This window comes from Nocardioides sp. Soil_C_8, from assembly GCF_057656315.1.
This window is the reverse complement of the sequence record NZ_JBDGKQ010000001.1, coordinates 26,460-42,508: the sequence shown is the minus strand read 5'-3', so window position 1 is coordinate 42,508 and position 16,049 is coordinate 26,460. Positions and strand designations below refer to the sequence as shown.

Genomic DNA, 16,049 nt, shown 5'->3' with positions numbered 1-16,049 from the left:
ACCTAGGCCGGCAGCCAGCAGATGCCGTAGCGCTGGCCGGCAGCCCACTGCTCGCGCGTGGGGCTCTCCTGCGACCAGCTGAAGTCCAGCGGGTCGTCGGTGGCACCCGCCGCGACGTCGCGGCAGACCGGGTCCATCCGCGCGGCGACGGCGTCCCGTGCGGGCAGCTTCCGGCCGGGGATGTCCACGGTGGCGGCCGCCCGCCACGCGTGCTTCGCGCCGCACGTCACCCGCCGGAACCCGGGGGTTCCGGGCGCAGCGGTCGCGCACATCGCCGGGCCGTCCCACCCCTTCGTCCGCCGCGGGAGGCGCATCAACGTGCCGGGCGACGCCACGGCGACGATGTCGCAGCGGAACCAGTCGGCCCCGGCATCGGCCCGCGCCTGGCTCGGGCCGAACCAGACGGCTCGCACCATGCTCAGCCTCAGCTCGCGCGGCGTACGGCCGAGGTGCCGGGGGAGCCGGCCGGTGCAGGCGCGGCTCATCTGACGCTGGGCGGCCTCCGAGTCCACGCGCCGGGTGAAGCCGGCCTTCGTCGTGAGGTCGAGCGTGCCGACGAAGTAGGTCTGGGCGGTGTGCGGGCGGCGGCACGCCACCGGTGCGGTGCGGCCGACCACGGCGACGGCCTGGCGCATCGTCAGCGCGTGGCACTCGCCGACCTCGGGCGTCGGACCCGGGTCCGCGGTGGGCGTCTCGGCGGGGCTGGCGGACGCCGACGGCGAGGGCGCCGTGTCGTCGGCGGGTGCGCCGGTGGGCGAGGTGCAGGCCGGCAGCAGGACGGCTGCGACGAGAAGGCTCGCGAGTGTCGCGAGGACCCCTCTCACGGCATCACCAGGGCCGCGACGGTGGCGCCCAGCTCGTACGCCGACTCGCGCTCCGCCGCGCCCACGTCGCCCAGGACCTCGAGGACCGGCGCGCTCTGTCGCCACCCCAGCGCACCCACGATCGACTGCACGGAGCGCACGGCCCCCGTCGTGTCGTACCGGCCGTGCACGAAGAGCCCGAAGGGCTTGCGGCCGCCCTCCGCCATCGCGGCCGATCCGTCGTCGGTGAGGGCGCCGCCCGCCTGGAGGAAGATGGAGTCGAAGAAGTGCTTGAGCGCGCCGCTCATGTAGCCGAAGTTCGCGGGGGTCCCCAGCACGTAGCCGTCCGCGGCCAGCACGTCGTCCGCATCGGCCTCGAGCGCCGGACGGACGAGGACGTCGACGCCGGTGATCGCCTCGTCGGAGGCGCCGGCCACGACGGCATCGGTCAGCGCGGCCACCGAGGGCGTGGGCGAGTGGTGGACGATGAGCAGGCGCGGCACGGAGCCGAGGCTACTCACGGTCCCGTGAGCGGCGTACCGTCGTGCCGTGAGCTTCGAGGTGGCGGGTGAGGCCTACGACCGGTTCATGGGTCGCTACTCGCAGCCGCTCGCGGCCCGCTTCGCCGACCTGCTCGAGGTGGGCGCCGGGCAGCGGGCGCTCGACGTCGGCTGCGGGCCCGGTGCGCTCACCGCTCCGCTGGTCGCGCGTCTGGGCGCCGACCACGTGTCCGCCATCGACCCCTCGGCGCCGTTCGTCGAGTCGTGCCGGTCGAGGTTCCCCGGCGTCGACGTGCAGCAGGGCACCGCGGAGTCGCTGCCGTGGCAGGACGGCTCGTTCGACGTCACCGGCGCCTGCCTGGTCGTCCACTTCATGACCGACCCGGTCGGGGGGATGTCGGAGATGAAGCGGGTGACGAAGGCGGGCGGCTGGGTCGGAGCAACCGTGTGGGACCTCGCCGGGTCCCGCGCGCCCATGGCGCCGCTGTGGACCGCCTTCGCGGAGGTCGCGCCCGAGCAGCCCGACGAGACCGACTTCCAGGGCGGTTCGCGCGAGAGCCTGGTCTCGATCCTCGAGGGCGCCGCGCTGCGCGACGTCGAGGTCACCGAGCTGGCGGTCACGGTCACCCACCCGACCTTCGAGGAGTGGTGGCAGCCCTACCTCCACGGCGTCGGGCCGGCCGGCGAAGCCGTCGCGTCGCTCGACCCGGAGCGGCGGCAGCAGGTCGAGGCCGCGCTGCGGCGCGACCTCGGCGACGGCCCGTTCGACCTCACCGCGGTGGCCTGGGCCGGTCGCGGGCGGGCCTGACCCGTCTCATCCAGCGGGAGACCGGGGGCGGCTCGGGCCGTCGCGGGCTACTCTGGTCGCGTCATGATGCGCAGCCTTCTCCTCCTTCGCCGCCGCAGCGAGGCCTGAACCCGGCCCCCTCGTTGCGGAGTGTGGCGCGTGCCGGTCGCCCTTCGCACCCGAGCAGCACATCAGCAGGAGACCAGGACCTCATGACCAACCTGAGCAACACCGCCAACCAGCAGGGCACCAGCCCGATGCCGTTCGCCCGCTACACGCCGTTCGTGCCCGTCGACGTGCCGGACCGCACGTGGCCGACCAAGAAGGTCGAGAAGGCGCCGCGCTGGCTGTCCACCGACCTCCGCGACGGCAACCAGGCGCTGATCGACCCGATGACGCCGGCCCGCAAGCTCACGATGTTCGAGCTGCTGGTGTCGATGGGCTACAAGGAGATCGAGGTCGGGTTCCCCAGCGCCAGCCAGACCGACTTCGACTTCGTGCGCAAGCTCGTCGAGGAGGACCGCATCCCCGACGACGTACAGATCTCGGTGCTGACCCAGGCCCGTGAGGACCTGATCGAGCGCACCATCGACTCCTTGGTCGGCGCCCCCCGCGCGACGGTCCACCTCTACAACGCGACGGCCCCGCTCTTCCAGCGCGTGGTCTTCAACGTCACCCCCGACGAGTGCCGCAGCATCGCCGTCCGCGGCACCGAGATGGTGATGAAGTACGCCGAGGAGCGCCTCGGCGCGCTCGTCGGCAGCGAGGACTTCGGCTACCAGTACAGCCCGGAGATCTTCACCCAGTCCGACACCGACTTCGCGCTCAGCGTGTGCGAGGCCGTCTCCGACGTCTGGCAGCCCGAGGCCGGTCGCGAGATCATCCTCAACCTGCCGGCCACCGTCGAGATGTCGACCCCGAACACCTACGCCGACCAGATCGAGTACTTCGGCCGCGGCCTGACCCGCCGCGAGCACTCGGCCGTCAGCCTGCACCCGCACAACGACCGCGGCACCGCTGTCGCCGCCACGGAGCTGGGGCTGATGGCCGGGGCCGACCGCGTCGAGGGCTGCCTCTTCGGCCACGGCGAGCGCACCGGCAACGTCGACCTGGTCACCCTGGCCATGAACCTGTTCAGCCAGGGCATCGACCCGCAGGTCGACCTCGGCGACATCGACGAGGTCCGCCGCACCGTCGAGTACTGCACCAACCTCCCGGTCCACCCCCGCCACCCCTACGCGGGCGACCTCGTCTACACCGCCTTCTCCGGCTCCCACCAGGACGCCATCAAGAAGGGCCTGGAGGACCTCGACAGGAAGGCCGCCGCGCTCGGCGTCGACGTCGGCGAGCTGCCGTGGGAGGCGCCGTACCTGCCGATCGACCCCAAGGACGTCGGGCGCACCTACGAGGCGGTCATCCGCGTCAACAGCCAGTCCGGCAAGGGCGGTGTGGCCTACGTCCTCAAGTCCGAGCACAAGCTCGACCTGCCGCGTCGCGCGCAGATCGAGTTCAGCCGTGTCGTGCAGCAGCGCACCGACACCGAGGGCGGCGAGATCACGCCCGAGGAGATCTGGTCGGTCTTCCGATCGGAGTACCTCGACCGCGAGGTGCCGCTGAAGCTCAACTCGGTGCACACCTCCAGCGCGGCCGGCGAGAAGGACCAGCTCACCGTCGGGGTCTACGTCGACGGCGAGCGCCGCGAGCTCACCGGCGAGGGCAACGGCCCCATCGCAGCGTTCGTCGATGCGATCGCCGCGGTCGGCCACGACGTACGAGTCCTCGACTACCACGAGCACGCGCTGTCGTCGGGCGGCGACGCCATCGCAGCGGCCTACGTCGAGTGCGCCGTGGGCGAGAAGGTGCTGTGGGGCGTGGGCCTCGACGCCAACATCGTCACCGCGTCGCTCAAGGCGGTCATCAGCGCGCTCAACCGCGCCTGAGCGCGAGGCGGCGCTACATTCGGTCCATGTTGGTCAGCGAGCGGATCGGACAGTTCTTCGTCGAGTCCGACGGCGGGCGCGACCGGCTCGAGTACACCGAGTACGGCTCGGGTGACGACTGGGTGGTGCTGCTGCACGGCCTGCTGATGCCGCGCCGGATGCAGCAGCCGCTCGCCCGCGCGATGGCGGCGCAGGGGCTTCACGTGGTCACGCTCGACCTGCTGGGCCACGGTCGGTCGGACCAGCCGGCCGACCCGCTGGTCTACTCGATGACGTCGTTCGGCGAGCAGGTCGTCGCACTGCTCGACCACCTCGGCGCGGAGCAGGCCGTCATCGGAGGCACGTCGCTGGGCGCCAACGTCTCGCTGGAGGTGGCGGTCATCGCGCCCGAGCGCGTCAAGGGCCTGATCGTCGAGATGCCGGTGCTCAACAACGCACTGGTCGCCGGGATCCTCGCCTTCGTGCCGATCATGCTCGCGGCGCGCTACGTCCCGGTCACGGCCAACACGCTGCAACGGCTCGCCCGGTCCGTGCCGCGCGGGATCGTCCCGTTCTGGGCCGGCATCTGCCTCGACACCGTCGACCACCGGGCCGACTCGATCGCCTCCGTCCTGCACGGGGTGATCTTCGGCCGCCTCGCCCCGTCGCGCAGCCAGCGCCGCCGCATCGAGGCGCCGGTCTTCCTGGTCGGCCACCCGATCGACCCCATCCACCCCTTCGTCGACGCCGACATGCTGGCCGAGGAGCTGCCCCACGTCCGTCTCGAGCGGGCCACCTCGATCCTCGAGTGGCGCTTCCGCCCGGAGCGGCTGACCGCCGCGGCCGCCGACTTCGCGCTCGAGTGCTGGCAGGAGCGGGCGTCGACGAGGAGGGCGACGTCGAAGGCCAGGACCGGGAAACGCTGACGCCGCACCCCGCCCGTACCGGCCCGCACGGGCCCGGTGGGGGAGAATGACCCCGTGCCCCTCTACCGCGACGAGGCGGTCGTGCTCCGCACCCACAAGCTGGGCGAGGCCGACCGCATCATCACCTTGCTGACGCGTCAGCACGGTCGCGTGCGCGCGGTTGCCAAGGGAGTGCGTCGTACGACGTCCCGCTGGGGCTCGCGGCTCGAGCCGTTCACCCACGTCGACCTCCAGCTCGCGGAGGGGCGCAGCCTCGACGTGATCACGCAGGCCGAGACGCTCGACCCGTTCCACGCACGGCTGGGCCTCGACTACGACCGCTACACCGCCGGCACGGTGATGCTCGAGACCGCCGAGCGGCTGGTCACCGAGGAGAAGGAGCCGGCGGTCCAGCAGTTCCTGCTGCTCGTCGGCGGCCTGCGCGCGATGGCAGGTGCCGAGCACCCCGCCAAGCAGGTCCTCGACTCCTACCTGCTGCGATCGCTGTCCGTCGCGGGCTACGCGCCGTCGTTCGACCACTGCGTGCAGTGCGGCGTCGAGGGTCCCCACCGCTTCTTCAACCCGTCCGCCGGTGGCGTCCTCTGCGCCTCCGACAAGCTGCCGGGGTCGGCGACCCCCGCCACGGAGACCGTCCGCCTGCTCGGTGCGCTCCTCGTCGGTGACTGGCCCGTCGTTCACGCCGCCGAGCCGCGCCACCTGCGCGAGGCGAGCAACCTCGTCTCGGCCTACCTCGCCTGGCACCTCGAGCGCGGCCTCCGCTCGATGGCGTACGTCGAGCGCTGAGCGGTGGGGCGCCGGCCGAATCGATGAATCCGTGGACGCAGCGGCGCCCCGGCCGAGAGACTTCGCGCGTGCGTGCATGGGGACGGCGTGGGATGGCCGGATGTCTTCTGCCGGTCCTCCTCGGCCTCGTCGGCTGCGGTGACCAGCAGTCGCCCGACTCTGCGTCGGACCAGGCAGACGTCACGATGGAGCTTTCGCCCTGGGATCCCGAGGACGACGAGGAGATCGCGTCGAGGCTCGAGCTCCGAGGCTCGGCGGCGCAGTCACCGCCGACCGGGACGCCGGTCCCGACGCCGCCACCGAGCGTCGAGCCCCCGGAGCTGGACGACACCCAGATCGGGGCCGACCTGGCCGCCCTGTCGGCTGCCGACAGGGCCCTCGTCGACCACCACCTCAGCGCACCGCTCGGGGAGGGCACGTGGATCGTCGCTGCACCCATGACGGTCGAGGAGGCCAGGCTGCGGCTGCTCGGGCCGGACCCCACACCCGCGAGGCGGCGGGACTTCGTGGGCGCGGACTCCTCGGCGTACACGTTCCTGCAGGTGGGTGACGGGGTCGTCGCCTGGGAGCAGTCGGGCTTCGCCGATCCGCCGAGGCGCCTGCTCGCCGAGCTCTCCCGCGATGGCGCCGCGAGCGCCGTCGTGACGGACAACGTCGAGGCGATGACGCGCTTCGGCTACGCGCGTGACGGGCAGGTCGTCTTCGACGCCTTCGAGTACGCGTTCGTCGACAGCATCGACGAGATCCCCGCTGAGGTCCGTGACCTCGCCCGCCTCGCCTGGGTCGACCCCGACGGCCCGCTGGTCGAGACTGCCAGCTGGACCGCCGTCGGCATGGCCATGGCCGAGAAGGTCACGGGCGTGCGCGCCGACCCGGCCGCACGGCAGATGGAGGGGGAGACGGGCTGGTACGCCGTCCCGCTGCCGTGGGGTGCAGCGGAGGACGGTTGAGCCGCGTTCGGGTACGGCGATCGCCCGGGCCGTCCCGGGCTGTCGCACTCCGCCCGGCCGGGCAGGGGTGTCGAGACGGCGATCGTGCTTGGGCGTGACTGGACGTGCCTGTGGCCCCGCTACCTGGTGGGTGGCGGGGTGTGGGGCGGGGTCATGGTCGGCGCGGTCGCGGGATGTCGGGCGGGTCGGGTGGATCGACCGCTGATGGCTCGATCGCGGTGGTGCCGGTGCGGTCGCGTCGGTAGGTGTGGCCGTGGGGGCTGGTCCACTCGAAGACTCCGGGCTCGGTCATCTCGTAGTGCCAGGCGGTGTGGGTCTTCAGGCGGTGGTGGAACCGACACAGGGCCGCGAGGTTCCACGACGCGGTCGGGCCGGGTTGTGGTCGACCCTCGGCTGCGGCGTCGGGGTCGAACTCGGTGACGTGGTCGATGTCGCAGCCCCGCGCGGGACGGGTGCACCACGGGAACACGCACGTCCGGTCGCGCAGAATGATCTGCTCGCGGATCCGGTCAGGGACCTCGTACGCATCGGTCTGAAGCTGGGCGTTGAGGTCGATGACCGGCTTGATGGTGACCTTGGTGCGGGAGTCGCCGCACCAGTCGCGGATCTGGTCGAGCAGGATCAGCCGCTGGCCTTGCTCCATCCGACCGGTGGGACCGAAGACCGTGGTGTCTCCGGAGAGGGTGGCGTCGAAGTGGGCGTGGAGGACGATCTCCCGGGCGGCGGGCAGGCGCTCACGGTCGGCACCCGCCCCGGCCTCCTGGGTGTGGAGGTCGAGGGCGGTCTGGGTGCGGGCGAGGTCGCCGAGGGCCTTGGCCCGGCGGGCGCCGACGGACAACGCGGACCCCAGCGCCTTCTGCACCTCGGCACCCCGCGCGAGGGCCCGGTCGAGGTCCAGGGCGTCCGCGATGTCGACCTCGGCCTCGATCCGCATGGTGCCGGCGAAGTGGACGTCGTCGTCGTGGATGGTGACGTGGCGGGGGTCGACCGACAGGTAGCCGTCCTCCGGGTCCGCGGCCGGATCGGCGTCGGCGAGGTCGTAGCGTTTGATCGCCTCCGCGACGAGCCGGTCCAGCTGCGCCGGCCCGACCCTCCCCGCGACCGCCGCGACCTGCGCGTCCACGAACGCCGCCGCGTCACGAGTCAGGGCCGGAGCGCTGTGGATGGTGACCTCCGCGACCGCGCGGGCACGCCACGCCGGCACCCGGCCCGCCTGGACGAGGTCCCACAGTCGCGGGAGGCGGTGGCGCAGCTCGAGGGCGTGGCCGACGAGCTTCTTCGCCGCCGTTGTCGAGACCCCGAGCACCCCGCCGAGCTCGGCGAGGCAGAACTCCGCCACCAGCGGCGCACCCACGCCCGCGATCGGCTCCTCGTGCTCCGACCCGGGCACCACGAACGCAGCCGCGTCGTGGATCGACTCCGGCGGGTGCAGGTCCGCCCACCGAGCGGCGAGGACCAGCTGGTCGGCCGCCGCGCGCTCCTCGTCGAGACGTCGGGCCCGGATCGCACGCAGCAACCCGGAGGCGGTGAGGTCCTCGACCTCACCGGCTCCGCAGCCTGCCAGCGGCTCGATCATGTGTTCGATTGTATCGGCGACCACCGACACCAGGCGTGCACGCGACACCACGACAGAGCCGCCCAGCTCGCTCCGCAGGCACCACATTCTGGGGAAAGTCCTGCGAACCACTCTCGCGCGCGTACCCGCCCGGCACCGGACCTCGTTGGCCCGGCAAGAGCCTGAGGGCCACACCCGGCCCGGGCAAGACGGCTGTTCCGGGAGGCGATCATCATGACGAAGCAGACGCGCTCACCACGCCCACGACGACGGCTGGGCCGAGGCGCCGTCCTGGCCGCTGCCACGGTGGCCCTGTCGTTGTCCGCTGCTCCGGGCGCGCATGCCGGCGACGGCGGACTCCTCGGTGACGTCACCGGCGCCGTCGCAGGTGCGACCCAGCCCGTCGTGCAGCCGGCGGTCGAGGCGGCCCAGTCGGCGGTCCCGCAACCCGTGCAGGGAGCCGTCGAGCCGGTCGTCGAGAACGTCGTGGAGCCTGCGGTCGCCCAGGTCGAGCAGACCGTCACGTCCGTGCCGGGGGCCGGCAAGGCGACGGAGCCGGTGGTCAAGGTCGTCGAACCAGTGGTGCGTCAGCGCGACGACCGTGACGACGAACCGGCCGAGGAACCGGCCGAGGCACCGGCAAGGACGCCGGCCACCGAACCGGCCACGGAGCCAGCTGGCGAAGCGGGGGCCGGGTCCGTCGACGCTGCCGTCGCGTCCGACCAGCCCTCCATCGCGCCGCAGGAGCCCGGTGCCGGTGGCGGGGCAGGCAGCGACACGGTCGGCGGACCGGGGGACGGAGGAGCAGCCGGCTCCGCTGCCGCCGGCCCACCGCGCGACGAACGGCCGCCGTCCCGCACCGGGCTGTGCGACGAGCTGCCTTCGCGCCCGATGGCACTCTCGGCCGTCGGGCAGCACCCCGACGACCTGGACGCGGACCAGGCGCTATGGAACCTGACGAACGACCTCATGCACTCGTGGATGGACGGCGACATGCCGGGATCGGTCGACGTCGGCCCACCGAGTGACGAGGACGGCGAGGCGTGGGCGCTGCGCCCGATGGGGGCCGAGGACATGAACCTCCGGGCGGGCGGCCGGTGGGGCACGGTCGAGGTGCTGAAGCTGGTCGGGCTGTTCGGGCTGCTCATGCTGGTGGCCGCCGGGGTGGCAGTGGTCGTGGCGCGGCAGACCGAGTGACCCGGGGCGCCGCCTCTCGGCTGCTGCACCCGCCACGCGACCTAGTCTGTTCCCGTGAAGCGACAGGTGAAGCCGCCGACCCCGCACCCGAGCGGCGCGACGCCGCCGGAGGTCCCGCGCGACCTCGTTCCCGAGCACGTCGCGATCATCATGGACGGCAACGGCCGGTGGGCGAAGGAGCGGGGGCTGCCGCGCACCAAGGGGCACGAGCAGGGCGAGCACACGCTGTTCGACGTCGTCGAGGGGGCGATCGAGATCGGCGTGAAGGCGATCTCCGCCTACGCCTTCTCCACCGAGAACTGGTCGCGCTCGCCCGACGAGGTGCGCTTCCTGATGGGCTTCAACCGCGACGTGATCCGGCGTCGCCGCGACGAGATGCACGACCTGGGCGTGCGCGTGCGCTGGGCCGGTCGCGCCCCGCGGCTGTGGAAGTCGGTGATCAGGGAGCTGCAGGTCGCCGAGGAGATGACGAAGGACAACGACGTCCTCACCCTGACGATGTGCGTCAACTACGGCGGCCGGGCCGAGCTCGCCGACGCGGCCCGCGCGATCGGCCGTGAGGTCGCGGCCGGGCGGCTCGACCCGGGCAAGATCGACGAGAAGGTCTTCGCGCGCCACCTCTACGTCCCCGAGCTGCCCGACGCCGACCTGGTGTGGCGCACGTCGGGGGAGCAGCGGCTGTCCAACTACATGCTGTGGCAGGCGGCCTACAGCGAGATGGTCTTCACCGACGTGCTGTGGCCCGACGTCGACCGGCGGCACCTCTGGTCGGCGATCGAGACGTACGCCAGCCGCGACCGCCGCTACGGCGGAGCGGTCCCCAACCAGACCCCGCAGCAGACCTAGCGACAGGCCGGGCAGGTCCCGAAGATCTCCAGCGTGTGGCTGATGTCGGCGTAGCCGTGCTCGGTCGCGATCGCGCTGGTCCACCGCTCGACCGCCGGTCCCTCGACCTCGACCGTCGCCCCGCACGTACGGCACACGAGGTGGTGGTGGTGCGTGTCGGAGCAGCTGCGCCAGATGGCCTCGCCGTCCTCGTTGCGCAGCATGTCGACCTCGCCGGCGTCGGCGAGCGTCGCCAGCGTGCGGTAGACGGTCGCGAGACCGACGGACTCGCCCTGCTGCTGGATGAGGTCGTGGATCTCCTGCGCGCTGCGGAAGTCGTCGAAGCCGGCAAGGGCAGCGGCGACCGCGCGGCGCTGCCGGGTCGGCCGGACCGAGGGCCGCGGGGCCCCGGGGTCAGTGCTCGTCATAGTGCTCTCCGTGTACGGCGTGCCGGTGCCCGTCGTGGACGTAGTCGACGTGGTCCCCGTGCGGCACCGCCGGGTGCCCGCAGGCCTCACCGTGCTCGTGCGGGTGCTCGACGGTGGAGCGGTGCGGCGTCGCGGTGACCTCGGGGAAGGGTGCCATCAGCTCGCTGCGGCGGCGCAGCCACACGCCGAGCGGCCACGTCGCAGCGAACATCGCCAGTGCCAGCAGCACGATCGTCGGCCCCGGCGCGACGGTGACCCGGAACGACAGCGCAGCGCTCAGCACGAGGCCGCCCACGGCAGCCACGCAGCCGACGAGCATCGCCCCGACCAGCGTCGTGCGGAACGACCGCGCGACCTGCTGGGAGGTCGCCACCGGCACCACCATCAGGGCGGACACGAGCAGCAGCCCGACGGTGCGCATGGCGACGGTGATGCTGACGGCGGCGAGGACGGCGATGAGCAGGTTGTACGTCCGGACGCGCAGGCCGGCGACGCGCGCGAAGTCGGGGTCGCTGGAGACGGCGAAGAGCTGGGGGAGCAGGCCGAGGGTGACCGTCAGCACGACCACGGTCAGCACGATCGTCGACCACACGTCCTCGACCGAGATGGCGTTGAGCGAGCCGAAGAGGAACGCCTGCAGCGTCGCGGCACCCTCGCCGGCGATACCGGTGATCAGCACGCCGCCCGCCAGTCCGCCGTAGAAGAGGAGCGCGAGGGCGACGTCTCCGTTGGTGTGGCCGCGCTCGCGGATCAGCTCCATCAGCACCGCGCCGAGCACGGCCACGACGACCGCCGTCCAGGTGGGCGAGGTGCCGGTCAGCAGGCCGATGGCGACACCGGTGACCGCGACGTGCCCGATGCCGTCGCCCAGCAGCGCGAGGCGTCGCTGCACCAGGAAGGTGCCGATCGCCGGCGCGGCGAGCCCGGTGAGCAGCGCGGCGATCAACGCGCGCTGCATGAAGCCGAGCGAGAAGAGGTCGAGGAACGTCATGCGGGGTCCCTGCGGCGTTGTTCGGAGGAGCGAAGCGGAGGAGAAGAACGTCGTGGGGTGCTCATGACCGGTTCCTCCGCTCGAAGTCGAGCGGCGAGGCGACGTGGGGGACGTGGTCGTGGCTCCCGTGCCCGTCGGAGGAGTGGTCGTGCGCGTGGTGGGTGTGCGAGGCGACCTCCTGGGTGAGCGGCGGGCCGTCGTACGCCACCCGGCCGTCGCGCATGACCACCGACCGGTCGATGAGCGGCATCATCGGGCCGATCTCGTGGGCGACGAGCAGGATCGTCGCGCCGCGGGCCTTGAGGCGCCCCAGCGCGTCGGCGAGGGCCTGCTGGTTGGGGAGGTCGACGCCGGCGGTGGGCTCGTCGAGGACGAGCAGGTCGGGCTCGCCTGCGAGCGCCCGGGCGATGAGGACGCGCTGCTGCTGGCCGCCGGAGAGCTGCGAGACGCCGTACGACGCCCGGTCGGCCAGGCCGACGACCTCGAGCGCGGACTGCACGGCCGCCCGGTCCGCCGACCCCGAGGGTCGCAGGAGCGTACGGCGACCGACCCGTCCCGAGGCGACGACCTCGCGGACCGTGGCCGGGACGCCGCCGGCGGCCGAGGAGCGCTGCGGCACGAAGCCGAGGCGCGGCCAGTCCCGGAACTGCTCGATCGGGGTGCCGAAGAGCAGCACCGTGCCGCGGGTGTGGGGGAGCAGGCCGGTGACCGCGCGCACGAGGGTGGACTTGCCCGATCCGTTGGGTCCGAGCAGCGTCACCACCTCACCGCTGCGGACGGTCAGGTCGACGTCGCGCAGCACCGGCCGGCCCCCGATCGGGACGGAGACCTGGTCGAGGACGACGGGTGCGGACGGGTCGGACGAGGTCACGAGCAACCGTTGGCCTGCTGGAGGGCGGTGAGGTTCTCTCGCATGAGGGAAAGGTAGTCCTCGTCGGACGTCTCGTCCGAGAGGCCCTCGATCGGGTCGAGCACCGCGCTGGTCACGCCCATGTCGTCGGCCAGGGTGTCGGCCATCTTCGGGCTCACCAGCCGCTCGGAGAACACGGTCGTCACGCCCTCCTCGGTGATGAGCTCCTGGAGGTGGGCGAGGTCGGCGGCGGTCGGCTCGGCGTCGGGGGAGAGGCCGGCGATCGGCTCGAACTCGAGCCCGTAGCGCGCGAGGTAGCCGAACGCCTGGTGGCTCACCACCGTCGCGGAGCGCTCGCACGACGCGAGGCCGCTGGTGTACTCCTCGTCGACCGCCTCCAGGTCGGCGCGCAGGTCGGCCGCGTTGTCGGCGTAGGCCTGCGCCTGCTCGGGGTCGACCTGGGCCAGCTCGTCGGCGACCGCGTCGGCGAAGTCGGCCACGAGCAGCGGGTCGAGCCAGAAGTGCGGGTCGAGGTCACCGTGGTCGTGGCCCTCCTCCTCCGCGTGCTCGCCCTCGTGCTCGTGGTCGTGCGCGTCCTCGGTGGCGGGCATGAGGTCGACGACCGCGGCGGCGTCGACGACGTCCGCGTCGGTGTTCTCCGCAGCGGCGTCCACGGCCGGCTGGAAGCCCTCCTCCAGCACGACGAGGTCGGCCTCCTCGAGCGCTGCCGTCTGCGCGATGCTGAGGTCGAGGTCGTGCGGCTCCTGGCCGGGCTGGGTCAGGTTCTCGACCGTCCAGTCGTCGCCCGCCACCCGCTCGGTCACCCAGGCCAGCGGGTAGAACGACGCGACTGCCCGGCGACCACTTCCGGACGAGTCGTCACCCAGCGCCGCGCAGCCGGCAAGGAGGACGGTGGCGGCGACGAGGCCGGCGGTGACGGGAAGGGAGCGAGCGACGGACGACATGAGAACGATTCTCACGCTGTTTGAGAACGGTTGTCAAACTCGGCCCGGACTAGGCTGGCGCCCGTGCTCGTCGTGACCCGCCTCCGTACGCCCTCGCAGGACGCAGCCGCCGAGGGCGAGCTGCGCGCCGGACTTCTGCAGGCTCTCGGCATCCTGGCCGCCAAGCCCGGCTGGGTCGGGGGCGACGTCGGCCGCAACGTCGACGACCCGACGCTCTGGGTGCTGACCACGCGGTGGGAGAACGTCGGTTCGTACCGGCGCGCGCTGGGGTCGTACGAGGGCAAGATGCACGTCCAGCCGCTGATGGTCCACGCGCTCGACGAGCCCAGCGCGTACGAGGTGGTCGAGGAGGGGACCGACCTCAACGAGGCGCAGCCCCGCTCGATAGGCTGACCGCTCGCTTCTCCGAGCCGGCAGCCAGCCGGCCCGACCTGCCCACACCTGAAGGACCTGCACCGTGGCCAAGCCCGCTCCCACCGCCCTGGACAACGTCGTCTCCCTCGCCAAGCGCCGAGGTTTCGTCTACCCCTGCGGTGAGATCTACGGCGGCACGAAGTCGGCCTGGGACTACGGCCCGCTCGGGGTGGAGCTCAAGGAGAACATCAAGCGCCAGTGGTGGAAGTTCATGGTCACCCGGCGTGACGACGTCGTCGGCCTCGACTCCAGCGTCATCCTGCCGACCCGCACGTGGGAGGCCTCCGGCCACCTCAGCACGTTCAGCGACCCGCTCGTGGAGTGCCAGTCGTGCCACAAGCGGTTCCGCGAGGACCACCTGCAGGAGGACTACGCCGCCAAGAAGGGCATCGACGACCCCGACACGGTCGACATCAACGACTCGATCGCCTGCCCCAACTGCGGCACCCGCAACGCGTGGACCCCGCCGCGCAACTTCAACATGATGCTCAAGACCTACCTCGGCGTGATCGAGGACGAGTCCGGCCTGCACTACCTGCGGCCCGAGACTGCGCAGGGCATCTTCCTCAACTTCGCCAACGTGGTGACCTCGAGCCGCCAGAAGCCGCCGTTCGGCATCGCCCAGATGGGCAAGAGCTTCCGCAACGAGATCACGCCCGGCAACTTCATCTTCCGCACCCGCGAGTTCGAGCAGATGGAGATGGAGTTCTTCGTCAAGCCCGGCGAGGACGAGGAGTGGTTCCGCTACTGGATCGAGGAGCGCACCCGCTGGTACGTCGACCTCGGCATCAACCCCGACAACCTGCGCCACTACGAGCACCCGCAGGAGAAGCTGTCGCACTACTCCAAGGGCACGACCGACATCGAGTACCGCTTCGGGTTCTCCGGTCGTGACTTCGAGGAGCTCGAGGGCATCGCCAACCGCACCGACTTCGACCTCAAGCAGCACAGCGAGTACTCCGGCAAGGACCTGTCCTACTACGACCAGGCCGCCGACGAGCGCTACCTGCCCTACGTCATCGAGCCGGCGGCCGGCCTGACGCGGTCGCTGATGGCGTTCCTCATCGACGCCTACACCGAGGACGAGGCGCCCAACACCAAGGGCGGCGTCGACAAGCGCGTCGTGCTCAAGCTCGACCCGCGCCTCTCGCCGGTGAAGGTCGCGGTGCTCCCGCTCAGCCGCAACGCCGACCTCTCGCCCAAGGCCAAGGCGCTCGCGGCCGAGCTTCGCCAGAACTGGAACGTCGAGTTCGACGACTCCGGCGCCATCGGCCGCCGCTACCGCCGTCAGGACGAGATCGGTACGCCGTTCTGCGTGACAGTCGACTTCGAGACCCTCGACGACGACGCGGTCACCGTGCGCGAGCGCGACACCATGTCGCAGGAGCGGGTCAGCCTCGACGGCATCTCGCAGTACTTCGCCGGGAAGCTGCTCGGCTGCTGATCGCACCGGGTGCTCTCGCACCCCGTTGGTCGAGGAGGTCGCGCAGCGACCGTCACGAGACCTCTGCGCCATGATGGCGTCATGTGGCGGCCCCTGCTCCTCGCGACAGCCCTGACGCTGCCGGTGGCGGGATGCGGGGGCGGGGAGCCCGACGCGGAGGTCGAGCCGACGAGCACGGCGACAGCTGCCGTGGACGAGGGCACCGAGCCCGGGACCGAGCCCGGGACCGAGCTCGGGTACGGCGAGCCCGCGACCCTCGTGTGGAAGCCCACCACCGACCTCGTGGGGGAGCTCGAGCTGAGCGTCGACGAGGTCGCCGAGCAGCGGAGGTCCGTCTTCGACGGCTGGGCGAGTGAGGCGACGACGGGGCGGGCTCGGCCCTACTTCGCCACGGTGAGCGTCGCCAACACCGGCGAGTCCGACCTCGGCGGCCAGGACGTCCCGCTCTACCTGCGCGACACCGCGGGCACGCTCGGCGCGCCGTGGACGCTCGGGGGCGACTTCGCCGCCTGCCAGAGCGGTCCGTTGCCCGAGCCGTTCGAGCCGGGCGACGAGACCGAGATGTGCCTGGTCTACCTGGTCCCCGGCGGCGGTCGGGCCCGTGACCTGGTGTTCGAGCCGACCGAGGGCTACGACCCGATCTCGTGGACGGGCGAGGTGAAGGAGCCCGGCTGATTTGGGCCGCGCCCGATCCCGCTCCGACAATGGGGGC

Annotated in this window: 17 protein-coding genes; 10 read left to right on the top strand and 7 right to left on the bottom strand. The window is 72.1% G+C overall.

Annotation, left to right across the window (positions count from 1 at the left end; translation table 11 throughout):
- Positions 1–2: 2 nt before the first annotated feature.
- Positions 3–824, bottom strand: a complete 822-nt coding sequence (locus tag AC3A3L_RS00215) for a septum formation family protein (protein WP_487638019.1) — start codon at positions 822–824, stop codon at positions 3–5.
- Positions 821–1,306 carry an NAD(P)H-dependent oxidoreductase gene (locus AC3A3L_RS00210; RefSeq protein WP_487638018.1) on the bottom strand — a complete coding sequence of 162 codons (486 nt, stop codon included), beginning with the start codon at positions 1,304–1,306 and terminating at the stop codon, positions 821–823. The genes AC3A3L_RS00215 and AC3A3L_RS00210 overlap by 4 nt, the downstream gene beginning before the upstream one ends.
- Positions 1,307–1,352: 46 nt before the next feature.
- Between AC3A3L_RS00210 and AC3A3L_RS00205 the strand changes: the two genes are divergently transcribed.
- The 5 genes from AC3A3L_RS00205 to AC3A3L_RS00185 all read left to right on the top strand — a co-directional run bounded on the left by AC3A3L_RS00205 (position 1,353) and on the right by AC3A3L_RS00185 (position 6,668).
- Positions 1,353–2,111 carry a class I SAM-dependent methyltransferase gene (locus AC3A3L_RS00205; RefSeq protein WP_487638017.1) on the top strand — a complete coding sequence of 253 codons (759 nt, stop codon included), beginning with the start codon at positions 1,353–1,355 and terminating at the stop codon, positions 2,109–2,111.
- A gap of 191 nt (positions 2,112–2,302) precedes the next feature.
- On the top strand, positions 2,303–4,030 hold the full coding sequence (gene leuA, locus AC3A3L_RS00200) for a 2-isopropylmalate synthase (RefSeq protein WP_487638016.1): 1,728 nt from the start codon (positions 2,303–2,305) through the stop codon (positions 4,028–4,030).
- Positions 4,031–4,056: 26 nt separating this feature from the next.
- A complete protein-coding gene (locus tag AC3A3L_RS00195) occupies positions 4,057–4,935 on the top strand; it encodes an alpha/beta fold hydrolase (protein ID WP_487638015.1) in 879 nt (292 codons plus the stop codon).
- A 54-nt stretch (positions 4,936–4,989) separates the two neighbouring features.
- Positions 4,990–5,718: a DNA repair protein RecO gene (gene recO / locus AC3A3L_RS00190; protein ID WP_487638014.1), complete on the top strand. Its 729-nt coding sequence runs from the start codon at positions 4,990–4,992 to the stop codon at positions 5,716–5,718.
- Positions 5,719–5,786: 68 nt separating this feature from the next.
- A complete protein-coding gene (locus AC3A3L_RS00185; RefSeq protein WP_487638013.1) occupies positions 5,787–6,668 on the top strand; it encodes a DUF6461 domain-containing protein in 882 nt (293 codons plus the stop codon).
- 151 nt (positions 6,669–6,819) lie between these two features.
- On the opposite strand, the gene AC3A3L_RS00180 is transcribed toward AC3A3L_RS00185, so the two are convergent.
- Positions 6,820–8,244, bottom strand: a complete 1,425-nt coding sequence (locus AC3A3L_RS00180) for an HNH endonuclease signature motif containing protein (RefSeq protein WP_487638012.1) — start codon at positions 8,242–8,244, stop codon at positions 6,820–6,822.
- A gap of 213 nt (positions 8,245–8,457) precedes the next feature.
- Between AC3A3L_RS00180 and AC3A3L_RS00175 the strand changes: the two genes are divergently transcribed.
- Positions 8,458–9,420, top strand: coding sequence for a hypothetical protein (locus tag AC3A3L_RS00175; protein WP_487638011.1), 963 nt, complete (start codon positions 8,458–8,460; stop codon positions 9,418–9,420).
- A 54-nt stretch (positions 9,421–9,474) separates the two neighbouring features.
- Positions 9,475–10,266: an isoprenyl transferase gene (locus AC3A3L_RS00170; protein WP_487638010.1), complete on the top strand. Its 792-nt coding sequence runs from the start codon at positions 9,475–9,477 to the stop codon at positions 10,264–10,266.
- On the opposite strand, the gene AC3A3L_RS00165 is transcribed toward AC3A3L_RS00170, so the two are convergent.
- The 4 genes from AC3A3L_RS00165 to AC3A3L_RS00150 all read right to left on the bottom strand — a co-directional run bounded on the left by AC3A3L_RS00165 (position 10,263) and on the right by AC3A3L_RS00150 (position 13,479).
- A complete protein-coding gene (locus tag AC3A3L_RS00165; RefSeq protein WP_487638009.1) occupies positions 10,263–10,673 on the bottom strand; it encodes a Fur family transcriptional regulator in 411 nt (136 codons plus the stop codon). The two genes, AC3A3L_RS00170 and AC3A3L_RS00165, sit on opposite strands and share 4 nt — an antisense overlap.
- On the bottom strand, positions 10,660–11,664 hold the full coding sequence (locus AC3A3L_RS00160) for a metal ABC transporter permease (RefSeq protein ID WP_487638008.1): 1,005 nt from the start codon (positions 11,662–11,664) through the stop codon (positions 10,660–10,662). Before AC3A3L_RS00160 ends, AC3A3L_RS00165 begins: the two co-directional genes overlap by 14 nt.
- Before the next feature lie 61 nt (positions 11,665–11,725).
- Positions 11,726–12,535 (bottom strand): metal ABC transporter ATP-binding protein, encoded by an 810-nt coding sequence (locus tag AC3A3L_RS00155; RefSeq protein ID WP_487638007.1) that lies wholly within the window; start codon positions 12,533–12,535, stop codon positions 11,726–11,728.
- Entirely contained in the window at positions 12,532–13,479 is a 948-nt protein-coding gene (locus tag AC3A3L_RS00150; RefSeq protein ID WP_487638006.1) for a metal ABC transporter substrate-binding protein, read from the bottom strand. Before AC3A3L_RS00150 ends, AC3A3L_RS00155 begins: the two co-directional genes overlap by 4 nt.
- Before the next feature lie 63 nt (positions 13,480–13,542).
- Here AC3A3L_RS00150 and AC3A3L_RS00145 point away from each other — a divergent pair, with 63 nt between their 5' ends.
- The 3 genes from AC3A3L_RS00145 (at position 13,543) to AC3A3L_RS00135 (ending at position 16,012) form a co-directional block, all read left to right on the top strand.
- Positions 13,543–13,872, top strand: coding sequence for an antibiotic biosynthesis monooxygenase family protein (locus AC3A3L_RS00145; RefSeq protein ID WP_487638005.1), 330 nt, complete (start codon positions 13,543–13,545; stop codon positions 13,870–13,872).
- 64 nt (positions 13,873–13,936) lie between these two features.
- On the top strand, positions 13,937–15,337 hold the full coding sequence (locus AC3A3L_RS00140; RefSeq protein ID WP_487638004.1) for a glycine--tRNA ligase: 1,401 nt from the start codon (positions 13,937–13,939) through the stop codon (positions 15,335–15,337).
- A gap of 81 nt (positions 15,338–15,418) precedes the next feature.
- On the top strand, positions 15,419–16,012 hold the full coding sequence (locus tag AC3A3L_RS00135; RefSeq protein ID WP_487638003.1) for a hypothetical protein: 594 nt from the start codon (positions 15,419–15,421) through the stop codon (positions 16,010–16,012).
- The last annotated feature ends 37 nt before the right edge of the window (positions 16,013–16,049 follow it).

Excerpts from the sequence above, each read along its gene's own strand:
- leuA (WP_487638016.1), top strand. The coding sequence starts at position 2,303 with ATGACCAACCTGAGCAACACCGCCAACCAGCAGGGCACCAGCCCGATG.
- AC3A3L_RS00195 (WP_487638015.1), top strand. The coding sequence starts at position 4,057 with ATGTTGGTCAGCGAGCGGATCGGACAGTTCTTCGTCGAGTCCGACGGC.
- AC3A3L_RS00180 (WP_487638012.1), bottom strand. The coding sequence starts at position 8,244 with ATGATCGAGCCGCTGGCAGGCTGCGGAGCCGGTGAGGTCGAGGACCTC.
- AC3A3L_RS00175 (WP_487638011.1), top strand. The coding sequence starts at position 8,458 with ATGACGAAGCAGACGCGCTCACCACGCCCACGACGACGGCTGGGCCGA.
- AC3A3L_RS00165 (WP_487638009.1), bottom strand. The coding sequence starts at position 10,673 with ATGACGAGCACTGACCCCGGGGCCCCGCGGCCCTCGGTCCGGCCGACC.
- AC3A3L_RS00160 (WP_487638008.1), bottom strand. The coding sequence starts at position 11,664 with ATGACGTTCCTCGACCTCTTCTCGCTCGGCTTCATGCAGCGCGCGTTG.
- AC3A3L_RS00150 (WP_487638006.1), bottom strand. The coding sequence starts at position 13,479 with ATGTCGTCCGTCGCTCGCTCCCTTCCCGTCACCGCCGGCCTCGTCGCC.
- AC3A3L_RS00135 (WP_487638003.1), top strand. The coding sequence starts at position 15,419 with ATGTGGCGGCCCCTGCTCCTCGCGACAGCCCTGACGCTGCCGGTGGCG.